This is a genomic window from Micromonospora sp. NPDC047740 (genome assembly GCF_043204735.1).
Lineage (GTDB): Bacteria > Actinomycetota > Actinomycetes > Mycobacteriales > Micromonosporaceae > Micromonospora.
The window spans coordinates 162,454-177,989 of sequence record NZ_JBIDCT010000011.1 but is presented as its reverse complement, the minus strand read 5'-3'; the positions used below and the strand labels follow the sequence as shown (position 1 = coordinate 177,989).

Sequence of the window (15,536 nt, the reverse complement as noted above, 5' to 3'; positions counted from 1 at the left end):
CACCGGCCCACCGGCCACTACAGTCGCAGGAATGCCGGAGATGGTGCAGCCCCAGGTCAAGCTCATCGCGTGGACCCAGTTCCAGGCCCCCGACGACGTGCCGTGGTCGACCGACGCCGAGGGGGGCCAGGCGCTCGCCGAGTTCGCCGGTCGGGCGTGCTACCAGAGCTGGAAGAAGCCGAACCCGGCCACCGCCACCAACGCCGGCTACCTGGCGCACATCCTCGAGGTCGGGCACCTGTCCGTGCTGGAGCACGGCTCGGTGAGCTTCTACTTCAGCGGCGTCTCCCGGTCCTTCACCCACGAGCTGATCCGGCACCGGCACTTCTCGTACTCCCAGCTCTCGCAGCGCTACGTCCCCGAGCGGGACGCCGCGATGGTCGAGCCGGCGGTGATCGCCGAGGACCCGGAGCTGCACAAGAAGTTCGTCGAGGCGGCCGAGGCGAGCGTGCGGGCGTACACCGAGCTCCTCGAGGGCCTGGAGGCGCGCTTCACCGACGAGCCCAACCCGACGCTGCGCCGCAAGCAGGCCCGGCAGGCGGCCCGGGCGGTGCTGCCCAACGCCACCGAGACCCGGATCGTGGTCACCGGCAACTACCGGGCCTGGCGGCACTTCATCAAGATGCGCGCGACCGAGCACGCCGACGTGGAGATCCGCGAGCTGGCCGTGGAGTGCCTGCGCCAGCTCCAGGGCGTGGCGCCGAACGTCTTCGCCGACTTCGTGATCTCCACCCTGCCCGACGGCACCGAGGTGGCGGCCAGCCCGCACGCCGAGTGACTCCTGCGCCCTTCCCCACCGGGGCTCCGGTGGTCGTCCGCTAGGTTGTGAACATGACGCACGACCACCCTGCCGTCCCGGACCGGGGCGCGTCGCGCCCGTTCGGGCGACTGATCACGGCCATGGTGACGCCGTTTACCGCCGACGGGTCGCTCGACCTGGACGGTGCCGTACGGCTCGCCCAGCACCTCGTCGACGAGCAGGGCAACGACGCGCTGGTGCTCAACGGCACCACGGGCGAGTCGCCGACCACCACCGACGCGGAGAAGGAGAGCCTGATCCGCGCCGTCGTGGAGGCGGTCGGCGACCGGGCCCGGATCGTGGCCGGGGTCGGCACCAACGACACCCGGCACACCATCGAGCTGGCCGCGCAGGCGGAGAAGGCCGGCGCGCACGGCCTGCTGGTGGTCACGCCGTACTACAACAAGCCGCCGCAGAGCGGCCTGCTGCGGCACTTCACCGCGGTCGCCGACGCCACCGGGCTGCCGATCATGCTGTACGACATCCCGCACCGGGCCGGCACCGCGATCGCCACCGACACCCTGGTGAAGCTGGCCGAGCACGGCCGGATCGTCGCGGTCAAGGACGCCAAGGGCGACCTCGCCGCCACCTCGGAGGTGCTGAGCCGCAGCGACCTCGCCTACTACAGCGGCGAGGACTCGCTGACCCTGCCCGCCCTCGCGGTCGGCGCGGTCGGCGTGGTGGGCACCTCGACGCACTTCACCGGCGTGCCGACCAAGCAGTTGATCGAGGCGTACGAGGCGGGGGACGTCGCCACCGCCCGGACGCTGCACCGCCGGCTGCTGCCCCTGTTCACCGGCATCTTCCGTACCCAGGGCGTGATCCTGGTGAAGGCGGGTCTGGCGGCCAGGGGCCTGCCGGCCGGCCCGGTACGCCCGCCGCTGGTGGACGCCACCGCGGCCGAACTGGCCCAGCTGCGCGCCGACTGCGCGGCGGCCGGGCTGCCCCTTCCCGAATGATCGAACGACACGACGGACGCCGGGTGCCGGCGTCGCAGAATGAGGTGGACGCGTGACCGAGGCGCACATCGAGGGCGAACTGCCCCCGCCACTGCCGGAAGGCGGCCTGCGGATCATTCCGCTCGGCGGACTCGGCGCCATCGGCCGGAACATGACCGTCTTCGAGTACGACGGCAAGCTGCTGATCGTCGACTGCGGGGTGCTCTTCCCCGACGTCGAACAGCCGGGTGTGGATCTCATCCTGCCCGATTTCGGCCCGATCCTGGACCGGCTCGACGACATCCAGGCGATCGTGCTCACCCACGGCCACGAGGACCACATCGGGGCGGTGCCGTACCTGCTCGCGCACAAGGCGGACATCCCGCTGGTGGGCTCGCAGTTCACCCTGGCCCTGGTCGAGGCGAAGCTGGCCGAGCGGCGGATCCAGCCGTACACGCTGACCGTGCGGGAGGGGCAGCGGGAGCGGCTCGGCCCGTTCGAGTGCGAGTTCTTCGCAGTCAACCACTCGATCCCGGACGCGCTCGCGGTGGCCATCCGGACCGGTGCCGGCCTGGTGCTGCACACCGGCGACTTCAAGATGGACCAGCTCCCGCTGGACGGCCGGATCACCGACCTGGCCGGTTTCGCCCGGCTCGGCGCGGAGGGCGTGGACCTGCTGCTCTCGGACTCCACCAACGCGGAGATCCCCGGCTTCGTCACCCCCGAGCGGGAGATCGGGCCGGTGCTGGACTCGATCTTCGCGAAGGCCCGGGGTCGGATCATCGTCGCCTCGTTCGCCTCACACGTGCACCGGGTGCAGCAGGTCTTCGACTCGGCCGTCGAGCACGGCCGCAAGGTGGCGCTGATCGGCCGGTCGATGGTCCGCAACATGGGCATCGCCCGCGACCTCGGCCTGCTCAACATCCCGCCGGGCCTGGTCGTCGGCCTGGAGGAGGCCACCAGCCTGCCGCCCGAGCAGATCGTGCTGATGTCCACCGGCTCGCAGGGCGAGCCGATGAGCGCGCTGGGCCGGATGGCGAGCGGCGACCACCGGCACATCACCATCGCCCCCGGCGACACCGTGGTGCTCGCCTCGTCGCTGGTGCCGGGCAACGAGACCTCGGTCTACCGGGTGATCAACCGGCTGGCCCGGGCCGGCGCCGTGGTGGTGCACAAGGACGTGGCCAAGGTGCACGTCTCCGGCCACGCCCCGGCCGGCGAGCTGCTCTACCTGCTCAACGTCACCCGCCCGAGCAACCTGATGCCGGTGCACGGCGAGTGGCGGCACCTGCGGGCGCACGCCCGGCTCGGCATCGAGTCCGGCGTCGCGCCGGACCGGGTGGTGCTCTGCGAGGACGGCGACGTGGTCGACCTGGTCGAGGGGCGGGCCAGCCTGGTCGGCCACGTGAAGAGCCGCTACGTCTACGTCGACGGCCTCGCCGTCGGCGACGTCAGCGAGTCGCTGCTCACCGAGCGGCGGATCCTCGGCGACGGCGGCTTCATCGCCACCACCGTGGTGGTCGACTCGGTCACCGGCAAGGTGGTCGGCGGGCCGACCGTCTCGGCGAAGGGTTTCTCCGAGGACCCGGAGGCGTTCAGCCCGGTGATCCCGCTGGTCACCGAGGCGCTGAACCGGGCCGCCGCGGACGGCATCACCGACCCGCACCAGCTCCAGCAGATCGTCCGGCGCACCGTCGGGCGCTGGGTCAACGACGCGTACCGACGCCGGCCGATGATCGTCCCGACGGTCGTCGAGGTCTGATCCCACCGGCTCCCCACGCCGGTCCACCCGCCGCGGGTGGGCCGGCGTCGCCGTTGCGCGGGTACGTCCGCCCGGTGACCGGGGCGCGCCACGTCCCCGGTCAGGGCAGCGCGGCAACCGCCTCGGCGTACGCGGCGCCGGTGCTTACCGCCGCGGTCACCAGCACCACGAGCTGGGCCGGAGCCACCCCGTGCGCCAGGTCGGTGGTGACGGTGGCGGCCAGTTCCACCGTCCCGTCGCCGGGGTCGTGCAGGTACGCTGCCGGCAGCAGCCGGTCGTGGTTCCACGCGTTGCAGAACGCGTACGCCTCGGCGCGCCGGGCGGCCGGCAGCCGCCGGGTCGCCACCACCCGGGCGTGCAGGATCTCCCCGTCCCGCCCGAGCCGGCGGAACTGGATCACCGCCTCGCCCCAGCGCCCCACCACCGTGCCGTCCGGCTCCACCGCGTACCCGTCCCCGCGTCCGTCGAGGGCGGCGGTGAGCAGCGCCAGGGTCAGCGGAGCCAGCTCATCCTCGCCCGGTGGGCCGGGCTCGGCCGGGTCGTCGTCCGGCCACTCGTCGGCGGCGTCCTCGGCGGGCAGCGGCACCGGCTCGGCGAGCGGGCGATCCGCCAGCCAGGAGGCGATCCGGCCGGACTGGTGCCCGGTGCCGTTGCGGGCGTCGAAGCTGCCGGCCAGCGTGGTGGCGAGCATCTGGAGCTGCCCGCCGAGCGTGGCCAGGTCCACCTCGGCGGCCGGCCGCGGACCGTGCCCGGGGCGGTGGATCCGCCGCCCGCGGAAACCGGCCTCGACGGCCAGCCCGCAGAGCAGCGCGCCCGCCGCCGCGAACTCCATCGCGGCCAGGTCGTCGGCGGTCCGATCCAGCCGGGGCAGTTGCTCGGCCAGAATGTCCAGCCCGCGGGCCAGGTGTCCACCCAGCGCGCAGAACCGCAGGTGTGCGGCGAGCAGCGGGAACGCCTCCCGCTCCCGGCGGTGCCGGCGGTACGCGCGCACGTGCGCCCGGGCGGCGCGGGCCGCCTCGCCGGTGCGCAGCCACGGCAGCAGCGCCACCGCGAGGGCCCGTTCCGGCTGGTCGGTGCAGCCCACCTCGCCGTCGAGCACGGGACGTAGCGCCGCCAGGGCCGCCGCCGGCTCGCCCCAGCCGGCCAGCAACTCGGCCCGGCGGGCCGGGGCGCACCCGGGGCAGCCGGCGATCGGGTCGGGCCCGGCCGACCGTTCCGGCTCGCGGCGCCGCGCCCGACCCGCCGAGCCGGGATGGTCGTCGGGCCAGCGGGCGTACTCCCGGCGGGCGGTCGGCTCGTCGCCGAGGTGGTCGGCGAGCCGGCAGCGCAGCTCGGCCACCGCCTCGGCGTCCGGTCCCAGCCGGTCGGCGAGATCGTCCAACAGGGACCGGGCTTGGTCCAGACCGACCCGGGGGGTGGCGAACAGCGCCTCAACCGACTGCCGTTGGTGCCGGTGCAGCCGCTCGGCTTCCCCTGGGCGGCCGGCCAGCAGCCCGGGCGTCCGGTCGAGCGCGGCCAGGCACCGGCGCACCGGCTCCACCAGCCGCCACCGCTCGCCGAGCTGCAGGTACGCCTCGATCAGCGCGAACCGCGCCGCCAGCGCGGTACGCGGATCGCCAGTCGCGTCGGCCCGCGCGGCGATCCGGTCCAGCTCGGCACAGCGGGCCTCGCCGTCGGGCAGATCCCGGGCGTCGGCGAGCGCCTGGGCCAGGCCCCGGTCGCGGAAGGTGGTCACCGCAGCGACCCGCCGGGCAGCCGGCCCACCTCAGCGGCGAGCTGGCAGCCGGTGGCGATGCCGCAGTCGATGAGCTGGTCGAGCTGGTGCGGGGTGACGCCGCGTTCCAGGTCGGTGGTCACCTCGCCGCAGACCTGGGCCAGCCCGTCGTCGGCCACGTGCACGAACGCCTTGGGCCAGAGCCGGTCGTGGTTCCAGGAGTTGCAGAACGCGTACAGGTCGGGGACCCGTTCGATGCCGAAACGGTGCCCGGCGACGGTGCGGACCTGGAGCACCTCCCCGGCGCCGCCCCGCCGATAGAACCAGATCAGGCTTTCCTCCCAGCGCCCCACCAGGTCGCCGTCGGTGTCCTCGGCCACCGCGTACCCCCGGTTGGCCAGCACGGCGGCGATCAGCTCGCGGGTCAGCGGCCGCAATGCCTGCGGGTGTCCGGCCAGGGGGCCGTCCGGACCGTCCTCGATCTCCGGCGACGCCATCAGGGCATCCCTTCTGAGGCGAATAACACATCGGACGGCGCGGTCCGTGCTGCGACGCGCGGACACGACCCGGAAAAGCGGCGATCTGCCGGGTCTCGCCGTTACCGTGACTGTATGGCGGGCCGTACCTCTCAGGCGAGCCGGCGGCGCGGCGCGTCGCCGCGCGGTACCACGAACAGCCGTGCCCGCCAGCCGGCGAAGAAGGCCACCCGGGCCACCCCGCGGCGGCGCCCGGCGGCGCGGCCGAGTCCCGCCGCCTACCTGGGCCGCGCAGTCGGTGCGATGTGGATGGGCGTGGCGCACGGGTTGGGCTGGGCGGTCCGCGCCGCCGGCCGGCAGGCCGCCTCGGCCCGCGACCTCGACCCGGAGCACCGCCGCGACGGTGCCGGGCTGCTCCTGTTCGGCCTGGCCATCCTCAGCGCGGTGGCCATCTGGTTCGGCGGCGCCGGGCCGGTCGGCGCGCGTCTCGCCGACACCGTCCGGCTCTTCCTCGGCGCGATCGCGATCGTCGTGCCGGTGCTGCTGATGATCGGCGCCTGGCGGCTGTTGCGGACGCCGGGGGACCCGGCCCACCGCGGGCGCGGCCTGGTCGGCTGGGGTTCCATGCTGCTCGCCACCGCGGCGATGCTGCACATCGGACAGGACCCGGTCGACGCGGTGCAGCGCGACTACGCGGGCGGGCTGATCGGCGCCGGCCTCGGCGACCTGCTGGCGGCCGCGATCACTCCCTGGGTGGCGGTGCCGCTGCTCATCCTGCTGCTGGTCTTCGGCCTGCTGGTGGTCACCGCGACCCCGATCAACAAGATTCCGGAACGGCTCGGGCTGCTGGCCGGCTCCCTGGTCGCGCCGCCCGAGGCGGCGGACGCCGAGGCCGAGACGCCGGCCAAGCCGGCCCGCAAGCGGCCGGCCAAGCGCCTTCCGCCGCCGCTGGATCCGGCGGACCTGGACGCCGACCTCGACGGGGTCGACCTGCAGGACACCCTGGTGCTGCCGCGCAAGCCGCCGGCGAAGGTGCCGGCGAGCCGCAAGCCGGCGGAGCCGCCGGAGCACTCGCCGCTGCCCACCCGGGCCGAGCAGCTCGCCCTCACCGGGCTGGCCGGCGACTACACCCTGCCGCCGGCCAACATGCTCGGCAGCGGCGCCGCGCCGAAGAGCCGGAGCAAGGCCAACGACGAGGTGATCGCCGCGCTGACCGGCGTCTTCGAGCAGTTCGACGTGGACGCCGCGGTCACCGGTTTCACCCGCGGCCCGACGGTCACCCGCTACGAGGTCGAGCTGGGCCCGGGCGTCAAGGTGGAGCGGATCACACAGCTCTCCCGCAACATCGCGTACGCGGTGAAGTCGCCGGACGTGCGGATCCTCAGCCCGATCCCCGGCAAGAGCGCGGTGGGCGTGGAGATCCCCAACACCGACCCGGAGAACGTCTCGCTCGGCGACGTGCTCCGCTCCCGGGCCGCCAAGAGCGACCACCACCCGATGGTGGTGGCGCTCGGCAAGGACATCGAGGGCGGCTACGTGGTGGCCAACCTCGCGAAGATGCCGCACATCCTCATCGCGGGGGCCACCGGCGCCGGCAAGTCCAGTTGCCTGAACACTCTGCTGGTGTCCATTTTGACCCGGGCCACCCCGGACGAGGTGCGGCTGCTGCTGATCGACCCGAAGCGGGTCGAGCTGACCGGCTACGAGGGCATCCCGCACCTGGTGACGCCGATCGTGACCAACCCGAAGAAGGCGGCCGAGTCGCTGGAGTGGGTCGTCCGCGAGATGGACATGCGCTACGACGACCTCGCCGCCAACGGGGTCCGGCACATCGACGACTTCAACCGCAAGGTGCGCAACGGCGAGATCAAGGCCCCGCCGGGCAGCGAGCGGGAGCTGCGGCCGTACCCGTACCTGCTGGTGATCGTGGACGAGCTGGCGGACCTGATGATGGTGGCGCCGCGCGACGTGGAGGACTCCATCGTCCGGATCACCCAGCTCGCCCGGGCCGCCGGCATCCACCTGGTGCTGGCCACCCAGCGGCCCTCGGTCGACGTGGTCACCGGCCTGATCAAGGCGAACGTGCCGTCCCGGCTGGCCTTCGCCACCTCGTCGCTCGCCGACTCGCGGGTCATCCTCGACCAGCCGGGCGCGGAGAAGCTGCTCGGCCGGGGCGACGGCCTCTTCCTGCCGATGGGCGCGTCGAAGCCGGTCCGGATCCAGGGCGCCTGGGTGACCGAGCGCGAGATCCACGACGTGGTGAAGTTCTGCAAGAACCAGCGCGAGCCGGAGTTCCGCGCGGACGTGCTGACCGCCGCGCAGGACAGCAAGAAGAAGATCGACGAGGACATCGGCGACGACCTGGACCTGCTGGTGCAGGCGGTGGAGCTGGTGGTCACCTCGCAGTTCGGGTCCACCTCGATGCTCCAGCGCAAGCTGCGGGTCGGTTTCGCCAAGGCGGGCCGGCTGATGGACCTGATGGAGACCCGGGGCGTGGTCGGGCCGTCCGAGGGCTCCAAGGCCCGCGACGTGCTGGTCAAGCCGGACGAACTGGAGGAGGTCCTGGTCGGCCTGCGCGGTGGCGATGACTGAGCCGCCGGGTGCGCGGGAACTCTTCCCGATCCTCGTCACCGCCGATCTGCCGGCCGCCCTGCGCTTCTACCGGGACCTGCTCGGCGGCGTGGAGACATACCGCTATCCGGCGTCCGGCGAGGTGGAGTTCGTCGCGCTCCAGGTCGGCGCGAGTTCCCTCGGCCTCGGCGTGCCAGACGGGTCGGAGGAACTGACCAACAACCGGGTCCGGCTGTGGGCGTACGTACCGGACTGCGACGCCGCCCACGACCGACTGCGCGACGCCGGGGTGACGGTTCTCGCCGCGCCGGTGGACCAGCCGTGGGGGGAGCGCATGGCGGTCGTCCTCGATCCGGACGGCAACCAGGTCATGCTCGCCGACCGCCGCTGACCTGCCGTGCCGAGCTTGGCATGCGGCCTTCGCTGAGCGTCTGTGGTGGACCAACCGTCGTCACTCCCGGTGCCCGAGCCGGCCGGTCCGAACGTACCCTTCTGCTGCTTTGCCATGCAGCCATCGACGCAACGGTAACGGTTCGTAGCCGCCCCGGCGTGAGCGTGGCGTGGGCTGCTGGCGGAAAAACCAGCTCAAGCGGGTGCTGCGGATATGGCTGCAGAGCAAAGGCGGCGCTTCGGCAGTGCCGGGCTCCCGAACGACCGTCACCATGGGTGACGAAAGGTGATGTTGCACATGGTGAGGAACGGGCGGGTCGCCGCCTGACTGTCCGCCATGGCGCCGGCGCCGCTGCCTTGTCTGCGCGCGGCAGCCGGCACGCGCGAGAGCCCGCCGGTCAACTGGCGGGCCCTCAGCTTCTACGAAGGCTCAGGAGTTAAGGATCGCGTAGCCGATGATCATGCCGAGCACCGCGCCGACCACACTGGCAGCGGCGGCGTACCAGCCGAGCGGCTTGTCGCCCAGGACCGCGCCGACGATGCCGAGGATCAGCCCGACCAGGCCGAACAGCGGCGGCAGGAAGAAGATCGCGATGACCGCGAAGACGAACGCGAGAATGGTGCAGACGCGCGCCGCACTGCTGCGCGGGCGGGCGGTGGCGGGCATGTCAGCCATGGTGTCCTCCGTCAGATCGGTCCCTCGGGTGAGGTGACGGATGACTACCCCCTACCGGCCGGCCACCAAACCGGACGCCGGCACCGTTTCCGGGCCGCTCAGTGGAAGAGCTTGAGGCCCACCACGCCGGCGACCACCAGCAGCAGGCAGCCGATCCGGGGCAGGGTGGCCGGCTCGTGCAGCGCCAGCATGCCGACCAGTGCGGTGCCGGCCGCCCCGATCCCCACCCAGACCGCGTAGCCGGTGCCGACCGGGATGTCGCGCAGGGCGTACGCCAGGCCGGCCATGCTCGCCACCAGCGAGACGCCGAAGACGAACGACGGGAGGGGGCGGCTGAAGCCGGCACTGCGGTCGAGGGCGATCGCCCACACGGTCTCCAGGATTCCGGAGAGCACCAGCACGATCCAAGCCATGAGATCACCTCTGACGAGCGAGCCCGGCCACCGGGACCGGGACGGGGGCGGTCACGGGGCGTCTTGGCCTCACCGGGTACGCCACCACTCGTCCGGGGCGGCGCGGGGCCGCCGCAGCCGACCGTAGCACCGGCGCCGGCCACCGGCCGATGTGGTGACAAAGCCCACCGTCGGTGGATCTCAAGTTAACTTCAGGTTGCACTATGTTCGCATGGCCCTGCTCTTCTCCGACGAGGACGTCGCCGCCGCGGTGGACGCGCCGCTCACCGTCGCCGCCATGCGGGACGCCCTGCTGGCCGCCTACGAGGGCCGGCTGATCGCCCCGCCCCGGGCGTCCGCCCCGCTGGGCGGCGGCCGGATGGTGCTCACCGCAGGTCACCTCACCGGCGAGTGGTACGGCTTCCGCTCGTACGACACCTTCGGGCACGCGGAGAGCGGGCAGTTGGTCGTGCTGCACGACGCGCGAACCGGAGCGGTGCGGGCGATCGCCGTCGGCGACGAGCTGGGCTCCCGGCGCACGGGTGGGCTGGGCGCGGTGGCCGTGGCCGCCCTGGCCCGCCCCGACGCGGCCACGGTCGGGGTGATCGGCTCCGGCCGCCAGGCGTGGACCCAGGTCTGGGCCACCGCCGCGGTTCGTCCGCTGCGCGAGGTGACCGTGCACAGCCGCTCGGCGGCCCGGCGCGAGGCGTTCGCCGCCCGGGTCCGGGCCGAGCTGGGCGTGCCGGCCCACGCGGTCGCCTCCGCCGCCGAAGCGGTCCGCGACCGGGACGTGGTGGTGCTCGCCACCACCAGCACCACGCCGGTGCTCGACGCCCGCGACCTCGCCCCGGGCACCCACGTCAACACGGTCGGCTTCAAGCAGGTCAACCGACACGAGTTCGGCACCGACCTGCTGGACGCCGCCGACCTGCTGGTCACCGACTCGCCGGCGCAGGCCGCCGCGTACGTCCCGCCGATGCTCACCGCCGTCGAGCCGTACGCCGGCCGGCTGCGCGACCTGGGCGCGGTGCTGGCGGGGGCGGTCCCGGGCCGCACCGGCGCGGACCAGATCTCGGTCTTCTGCTCCACCGGCCTGGCCGGCACGGAGGTCTTCCTGCTCGACCGCCTGGCCCGGGTCGGCGCGGCGGCCCGCTGACGCCCGGGCGGCCGGGGGAGGGGCGCTGATCCCGACGGCCCGCCGTCGCGGGACCCCCGACCCGGCCCGGTACCCTCGGATGGTGTCTGCCACCTCCCCTGCCAACAGCCGTCGCGTCGCCCTGCTGACCCTGGGCTGCGCCCGTAACGAGGTCGACTCGGAGGAGTTGGCCGCGCGGCTGCACGCCGACGGCTGGCAGGTGACCACCGACGGCGAGGGCGCCGACGTGGTGGTCGTCAACACCTGCGGCTTCGTGGAGAAGGCCAAGCAGGACTCGATCCAGACGCTGCTCGCCGCCGCCGACACCGGCGCCAAGGTGGTGGCCGCCGGGTGCATGGCCGAGCGGTACGGCCGCGAGCTGGCCGACAGCCTGCCCGAGGCGCAGGCGGTGCTCAGCTTCGACGACTACCCCGAGATCTCCGCCCGGTTGAACGCGGTCGTGGCCGGCGAGGCGCTGGACGCGCACACCCCTCGCGACCGGCGGGAGCTGCTGCCGCTCACCCCGGTCAAGCGGCGCGACGCGGCGGTGTCGCTGCCCGGTCACGGCACCCCCACCCGGGCTCTCACGGCGACCGACGAGCACACTCCGGCCCACCTCCGGCAGGTGCTGCGGCACCGGCTCGACACCGGGCCGGTCGCCTCGCTCAAGCTGGCCAGCGGCTGCGACCGCCGCTGCGCGTTCTGCGCCATCCCGGCGTTCCGCGGCGCGTTTGTCTCGCGTACCCCGGACGAGCTGCTCGCCGAGGCGGAGTGGCTGGCCAAGACCGGCGTCCGCGAGCTGGTGCTGGTCAGCGAGAACTCCACCTCGTACGGCAAGGACCTGGGCGACCCCCGGGCGTTGGAGAAGCTGCTGCCGCAGCTCGCCGCGATCGACGGGATCGTCCGGGTGCGGGCCAGCTACCTCCAGCCCGCCGAGACCCGGCCCGGCCTGGTCGAGGTGATCGCCACCACGCCCGGCGTGGCACCGTACTTCGACCTGTCGTTCCAGCACTCCAGCGAGCCGGTGCTGCGCCGGATGCGCCGTTTCGGGTCCACCGACCGCTTCCTGGAACTGCTGGCCTCGGCCCGCGCGCTCGCCCCAGAGGCGGGCGCCCGGAGCAACTTCATCGTCGGTTTCCCGGGCGAGACCCGGCAGGACGTGGCCGAGCTGGTCCGGTTCCTGACCGACGCGCGACTCGACGCGATCGGCGTGTTCGACTACAGCGACGAGGACGGCACCGAGGCCGCCGGCCTGCCCGGCAAGGTCTCCGCCGCCACCGTCAAGCGGCGGTACGACAAGCTCAGCGCGCTCGCCGACGAGCTCTGCTCGCAGCGGGCCGAGGAGCGGCTCGGCTCGACGGTCGAGGTGCTGGTCGACTCGGTCGCCGACGGTGTGGTCGAGGGGCGGGCGGCGCACCAGGCGCCCGAGGTGGACGGCTCGACCACCCTGGTCGCGCCGGTGGGCGGCGGGGTGGACCTGGCCGCGCTGCGCCCCGGCGACCTGGTCCGGGCCACGGTCACCGCGACCGAGGGCGTCGACCTGGTCGCCGTACCGGATGAGATGATCTCGGCGGCGCCCGGCGCGGCGCGGTGACGACGGGCCCGGACGGAGCGGGGGAGCCACGTGGTGCGGTGCCGGGTACGCCACGGCGGCCGGAGCGGGGCACGGCGATGACCGGGGCGGACCCGACCGTGGGTCAGGTGCCCCTGCTCAACGCGGCGAACGTGCTGACCGCGGTGCGGCTGGTGCTGGTGCCGGTCTTCGCCGCCTCGGTGGTCGCCTCCGACTTCACGGACGCGGGCTGGCGGATGGCGGCCTGCCTGATCTTCGTGGTCGCCTCGGCGACGGACCTCGTGGACGGCTGGATCGCCCGTCGGTTCGCGCTGGTGACCTCGCTCGGCAAGGTCGCCGACCCGATCGCCGACAAGGCGCTCACCGGCGCCGCGCTGGTGCTGCTCTCCTGGTACGACCGGCTGCCCTGGTGGGTCACCGTGGTGATCCTGGTCCGGGAGTTGGGCATCACCGCGCTGCGCTTCTGGGTGATCCGGCGCGGGGTGATCGCGGCCAGTCGGGGCGGCAAGATCAAGACGGCGCTCCAGATCCTCGCCATCACCTGGTACCTCTGGCCGATGCCGGAGCCGCTGGCCGTCGTCGGCCCGTGGATCATGGGTGCCGCGGTCGTCGTCACCGTGCTGACCGGCTTCGACTACATCGCCCAGGCCCTCCGCCTCCGCCGCCGCCCGATCCCCTGACCGCACCCGCCCCGCCCCTCGCCCGGGTCGGCGATCATGAGTTCGTTGCCCCCGGGACCGGCGTGTCATGGCGATGACTCCGTGCTCGACGGATCGGTGGGGAGGATGAGTAGGCCGAGGTGGGTCGGGAAGGGACTGGGGCATGGATGATCGGGATGCGCGGGGGGAACGCCCCGTCGGCAGTCCGGCGGCCGGGGTGGTGCACAGCCTGTCGGAGCGGCACGAGACGTTGGCCACCGTCGAGTCCCTCACCGGCGGCCTGCTCTCCGCCTCGATCGTGGAGATCGCCGGGGTGAGCGGGACGTACCGGGGCGGGCTGGTGGTCTACGCCACCGAGCTGAAGGCGCAGCTGGCGGGCGTACCCGAGGATCTGCTGGCGGAGCGGGGACCGGTCGACCCGGACGTGGCCGTGGCGCTCGCCGAGGGCGGGCGGCGCCGCTGCGGCGCCGACTGGGGGCTGGCCACCACCGGGGTGGCCGGGCCAGAACCGCAGGACGGCAAGCCGGTCGGCCTGGTGTACGTCGCGGTCGCCGGGCCCGGCGGCGCCCAGGTACGCCAGCTCGACCTCGACGGGGGCCGCGCGCACATCCGGTCGGCCGCGGTGATCGAGGCGCTGCGACTGCTCGCCGACCGGCTGCACGCCGCCAACGAGCGGGAGGCCGAGGCCGCCGATGCCGGTCCGACGGAGGCCGCCGACCGGGCCGGGGTGGGGCGTCGGTGAGCCGGATGCCCACCGCCCGGCCGAGGGTCGCCCGACCGGCCCGCGCGGCGGGGTCGGCGATTGAAGGGGCGGGGCGGGATGTCGCCGGGGCGGCTAACGGGTACGGTTGCGGGAAGGCTCCGACGGACGACGTCGGCGCCGGGGCGGTCCACCGCGTCCGGCGCGGCACGACCGGCCGGAGATGGTGGTCCCGTCAGGGGGAGGTGCGATGGTCCTGCTACGCCGGGTGATCGGTGACGCACTGCGGGCGCGCCGGCAGGGGCAGCACCGCACCCTCCGCGAGGTCTCCTCCGCCGCCAACGTGAGCCTCGGTTACCTCTCCGAGATCGAACGCGGCCAGAAGGAAGCCTCCAGCGAGCTGCTGGCCGCGATCTGCGACGCGCTCGGCGCCCGCCTGTCCGAGCTGCTCCGCGAGGTCAGCGACACGGTCGCCCTGGCCGAGCAGCTGCCGGGCGTGCTGGTGCCGGTGGCCGACCAGCCGGTCGAGTCGACCCCGGTCGCCCCGCCCGCCGTCCGCAAGGCGACCAACCGGAGCGTCCGCCAGGTCGCCTCCGACGGGTCGGTCGCCGTCCAGGTCCGCCAGGACTCGCCGCTCAAGGCGACGCTGCGCAGCACCCGGGTCCGCCCCGCGGACCGGGACGTGGTCTGCGCCGCCTGATCCGCTCAGTCGCGCCATGGCCGCCGGTGGCGGACGCCGCGTACTGTTGATCAGGGTCGTACGGGTGCCGCGCTGGCGTCGGGCTGGGACGATGGAGGCTCACCGCGCGGCCCGCCGGTCGACCCGCCCGGCCGGGGCAGCGGCGCGACGCTACTGAGGGGACAACGCGGAGATGGCGAACCCGTTCGTCAAGGGTTGGAAATACCTGATGGCGCTCTTCGGCTCGAAGATCGACGAGCACGCCGACCCGAAGGTGCAGATTCAGCAGGCCATCGAGGAGGCCCAGCGGCAGCACCAGGCGCTGGTCCAGCAGGCGGCCGCGGTGATCGGCAACCAGCGCCAGCTTGAGATGAAGCTGTCCCGGCAGATGTCCGAGGTCGAGCAGTTCCAGGCCAACGCCCGGCAGGCCCTGGTCCTGGCCGACCAGGCCCGGGCCCGGGGCGACGAGGCCGAGGCAGGGCGGTACGAGCAGTCCGCGCAGCTGCTCGCCACCCAGCTGGTCTCCGCCGAGCAGGCCGCCGAGGACCTCAAGACGCTGCACGACCAGGCGCTCGGTGCGGCCGCGCAGGCCCGCAAGGCGGTCGAGAACAACTCGATGATCCTCCAGCAGAAGCTGGCCGAGCGGACCAAGCTGCTCAGCCAGCTCGAGCAGGCCAAGATGCAGGAGAGCGTGGCCCGCTCGCTGGAGTCCATGTCCGCGCTCACCGCGCCCGGCACCACCCCCTCCCTGGACGAGGTCCGGGACCGGATCGAGCGCCGGTACGCCACCGCGATGGGCCGGGCCGAGCTGGCCGGCAACTCCGTCGAGGGCCGGATGCTGGAGATCCAGAAGGCCACGCTCGACTCCGCCGGGACGGCGAGACTGGAGCAGATCCGGTCGAGCATGGCCGGCGAGCGGCTCACCGGCCGGCAGGAGTCCCCGGCGGTCGGGCAGCCGGCGGCCGCGCCCGCCGCCGACCCGGCCGCCGCCGCCCGGCTGGACCAGATCCGGGCCAGCATGAGCCGCGAGCACGGCGCCGGGGAGAGCACCACCGGCTGAGAGGCGGGGGAG

The 15,536-nt window shown here is 73.7% G+C and carries 15 protein-coding genes and 1 riboswitch; of the genes, 11 read left to right on the top strand and 4 right to left on the bottom strand.

The window, feature by feature from the left end; all coding sequences use genetic code 11:
* The first annotated feature begins 40 nt into the window (after positions 1-40).
* From thyX to ACGF4F_RS21740, 3 genes are read left to right on the top strand one after another with little or no spacing between them, the layout of a single operon-like run.
* On the top strand, positions 41-778 hold the full coding sequence (thyX, locus tag ACGF4F_RS21750) for an FAD-dependent thymidylate synthase (protein ID WP_073832607.1): 738 nt from the start codon (positions 41-43) through the stop codon (positions 776-778).
* Positions 779-831: 53 nt separating this feature from the next.
* Positions 832-1,758: a 4-hydroxy-tetrahydrodipicolinate synthase gene (dapA, locus tag ACGF4F_RS21745; RefSeq protein WP_393079640.1), complete on the top strand. Its 927-nt coding sequence runs from the start codon at positions 832-834 to the stop codon at positions 1,756-1,758.
* A gap of 52 nt (positions 1,759-1,810) precedes the next feature.
* Positions 1,811-3,499: a ribonuclease J gene (locus ACGF4F_RS21740; RefSeq protein ID WP_357433517.1), complete on the top strand. Its 1,689-nt coding sequence runs from the start codon at positions 1,811-1,813 to the stop codon at positions 3,497-3,499.
* Between the two features lie 100 nt (positions 3,500-3,599).
* Here ACGF4F_RS21740 and ACGF4F_RS21735 read toward each other — a convergent pair whose 3' ends face one another.
* Together ACGF4F_RS21735 and ACGF4F_RS21730 are read right to left on the bottom strand one after the other, a co-directional pair.
* Positions 3,600-5,234 carry a YbjN domain-containing protein gene (locus tag ACGF4F_RS21735; RefSeq protein WP_393079636.1) on the bottom strand — a complete coding sequence of 545 codons (1,635 nt, stop codon included), beginning with the start codon at positions 5,232-5,234 and terminating at the stop codon, positions 3,600-3,602.
* The gene (locus ACGF4F_RS21730; protein ID WP_393079633.1) at positions 5,231-5,710 is read right to left on the bottom strand and encodes a YbjN domain-containing protein; all 480 of its coding nucleotides are present in this window, start codon (positions 5,708-5,710) and stop codon (positions 5,231-5,233) included. The genes ACGF4F_RS21735 and ACGF4F_RS21730 overlap by 4 nt, the downstream gene beginning before the upstream one ends.
* Positions 5,711-5,824: 114 nt before the next feature.
* On the opposite strand from ACGF4F_RS21730, the gene ACGF4F_RS21725 reads away from it, so the two are divergent.
* Both ACGF4F_RS21725 and ACGF4F_RS21720 read left to right on the top strand, forming a co-directional pair.
* Positions 5,825-8,281: a DNA translocase FtsK 4TM domain-containing protein gene (locus ACGF4F_RS21725; RefSeq protein ID WP_393079631.1), complete on the top strand. Its 2,457-nt coding sequence runs from the start codon at positions 5,825-5,827 to the stop codon at positions 8,279-8,281.
* Positions 8,274-8,651 carry a VOC family protein gene (locus tag ACGF4F_RS21720; protein ID WP_357433509.1) on the top strand — a complete coding sequence of 126 codons (378 nt, stop codon included), beginning with the start codon at positions 8,274-8,276 and terminating at the stop codon, positions 8,649-8,651. Before ACGF4F_RS21725 ends, ACGF4F_RS21720 begins: the two co-directional genes overlap by 8 nt.
* A gap of 429 nt (positions 8,652-9,080) precedes the next feature.
* Here ACGF4F_RS21720 and ACGF4F_RS21715 read toward each other — a convergent pair whose 3' ends face one another.
* Positions 9,081-9,326 carry a hypothetical protein gene (locus tag ACGF4F_RS21715; protein WP_073832723.1) on the bottom strand — a complete coding sequence of 82 codons (246 nt, stop codon included), beginning with the start codon at positions 9,324-9,326 and terminating at the stop codon, positions 9,081-9,083.
* Between the two features lie 98 nt (positions 9,327-9,424).
* The gene (locus tag ACGF4F_RS21710; protein ID WP_393079627.1) at positions 9,425-9,739 is read right to left on the bottom strand and encodes a DMT family transporter; all 315 of its coding nucleotides are present in this window, start codon (positions 9,737-9,739) and stop codon (positions 9,425-9,427) included.
* 53 nt (positions 9,740-9,792) lie between these two features.
* A riboswitch (guanidine-III (ykkC-III) riboswitch) is annotated at positions 9,793-9,855 on the bottom strand.
* A 95-nt stretch (positions 9,856-9,950) separates the two neighbouring features.
* Here ACGF4F_RS21710 and ACGF4F_RS21705 point away from each other — a divergent pair.
* The 6 genes from ACGF4F_RS21705 (at position 9,951) to ACGF4F_RS21680 (ending at position 15,524) form a co-directional block, all read left to right on the top strand.
* A complete protein-coding gene (locus ACGF4F_RS21705; protein ID WP_393079624.1) occupies positions 9,951-10,874 on the top strand; it encodes an ornithine cyclodeaminase family protein in 924 nt (307 codons plus the stop codon).
* 79 nt (positions 10,875-10,953) lie between these two features.
* Complete coding sequence (rimO, locus tag ACGF4F_RS21700; RefSeq protein ID WP_393079621.1) at positions 10,954-12,447, top strand: 30S ribosomal protein S12 methylthiotransferase RimO; 1,494 nt, start codon at positions 10,954-10,956, stop codon at positions 12,445-12,447.
* A 77-nt stretch (positions 12,448-12,524) separates the two neighbouring features.
* Positions 12,525-13,106, top strand: coding sequence for a CDP-diacylglycerol--glycerol-3-phosphate 3-phosphatidyltransferase (gene pgsA, locus ACGF4F_RS21695; RefSeq protein ID WP_357434288.1), 582 nt, complete (start codon positions 12,525-12,527; stop codon positions 13,104-13,106).
* A 142-nt stretch (positions 13,107-13,248) separates the two neighbouring features.
* Positions 13,249-13,827: a CinA family protein gene (locus tag ACGF4F_RS21690; protein ID WP_357433499.1), complete on the top strand. Its 579-nt coding sequence runs from the start codon at positions 13,249-13,251 to the stop codon at positions 13,825-13,827.
* Between the two features lie 208 nt (positions 13,828-14,035).
* Positions 14,036-14,485 (top strand): helix-turn-helix transcriptional regulator, encoded by a 450-nt coding sequence (locus ACGF4F_RS21685; protein WP_357433497.1) that lies wholly within the window; start codon positions 14,036-14,038, stop codon positions 14,483-14,485.
* 172 nt (positions 14,486-14,657) lie between these two features.
* Positions 14,658-15,524 (top strand): PspA/IM30 family protein, encoded by an 867-nt coding sequence (locus ACGF4F_RS21680; RefSeq protein WP_357433495.1) that lies wholly within the window; start codon positions 14,658-14,660, stop codon positions 15,522-15,524.
* Positions 15,525-15,536: the final 12 nt, after the last annotated feature.

Coding starts and splice junctions, on each gene's coding strand:
- thyX (WP_073832607.1), top strand. CDS start 41: ATGGTGCAGCCCCAGGTCAAGCTCATCGCGTGGACCCAGTTCCAGGCC.
- dapA (WP_393079640.1), top strand. CDS start 832: ATGACGCACGACCACCCTGCCGTCCCGGACCGGGGCGCGTCGCGCCCG.
- ACGF4F_RS21730 (WP_393079633.1), bottom strand. CDS start 5,710: ATGGCGTCGCCGGAGATCGAGGACGGTCCGGACGGCCCCCTGGCCGGA.
- ACGF4F_RS21725 (WP_393079631.1), top strand. CDS start 5,825: ATGGCGGGCCGTACCTCTCAGGCGAGCCGGCGGCGCGGCGCGTCGCCG.
- ACGF4F_RS21720 (WP_357433509.1), top strand. CDS start 8,274: ATGACTGAGCCGCCGGGTGCGCGGGAACTCTTCCCGATCCTCGTCACC.
- ACGF4F_RS21715 (WP_073832723.1), bottom strand. CDS start 9,326: ATGGCTGACATGCCCGCCACCGCCCGCCCGCGCAGCAGTGCGGCGCGC.
- ACGF4F_RS21710 (WP_393079627.1), bottom strand. CDS start 9,739: ATGGCTTGGATCGTGCTGGTGCTCTCCGGAATCCTGGAGACCGTGTGG.
- ACGF4F_RS21705 (WP_393079624.1), top strand. CDS start 9,951: ATGGCCCTGCTCTTCTCCGACGAGGACGTCGCCGCCGCGGTGGACGCG.
- rimO (WP_393079621.1), top strand. CDS start 10,954: ATGGTGTCTGCCACCTCCCCTGCCAACAGCCGTCGCGTCGCCCTGCTG.
- pgsA (WP_357434288.1), top strand. CDS start 12,525: ATGACCGGGGCGGACCCGACCGTGGGTCAGGTGCCCCTGCTCAACGCG.
- ACGF4F_RS21690 (WP_357433499.1), top strand. CDS start 13,249: ATGGATGATCGGGATGCGCGGGGGGAACGCCCCGTCGGCAGTCCGGCG.
- ACGF4F_RS21685 (WP_357433497.1), top strand. CDS start 14,036: ATGGTCCTGCTACGCCGGGTGATCGGTGACGCACTGCGGGCGCGCCGG.
- ACGF4F_RS21680 (WP_357433495.1), top strand. CDS start 14,658: ATGGCGAACCCGTTCGTCAAGGGTTGGAAATACCTGATGGCGCTCTTC.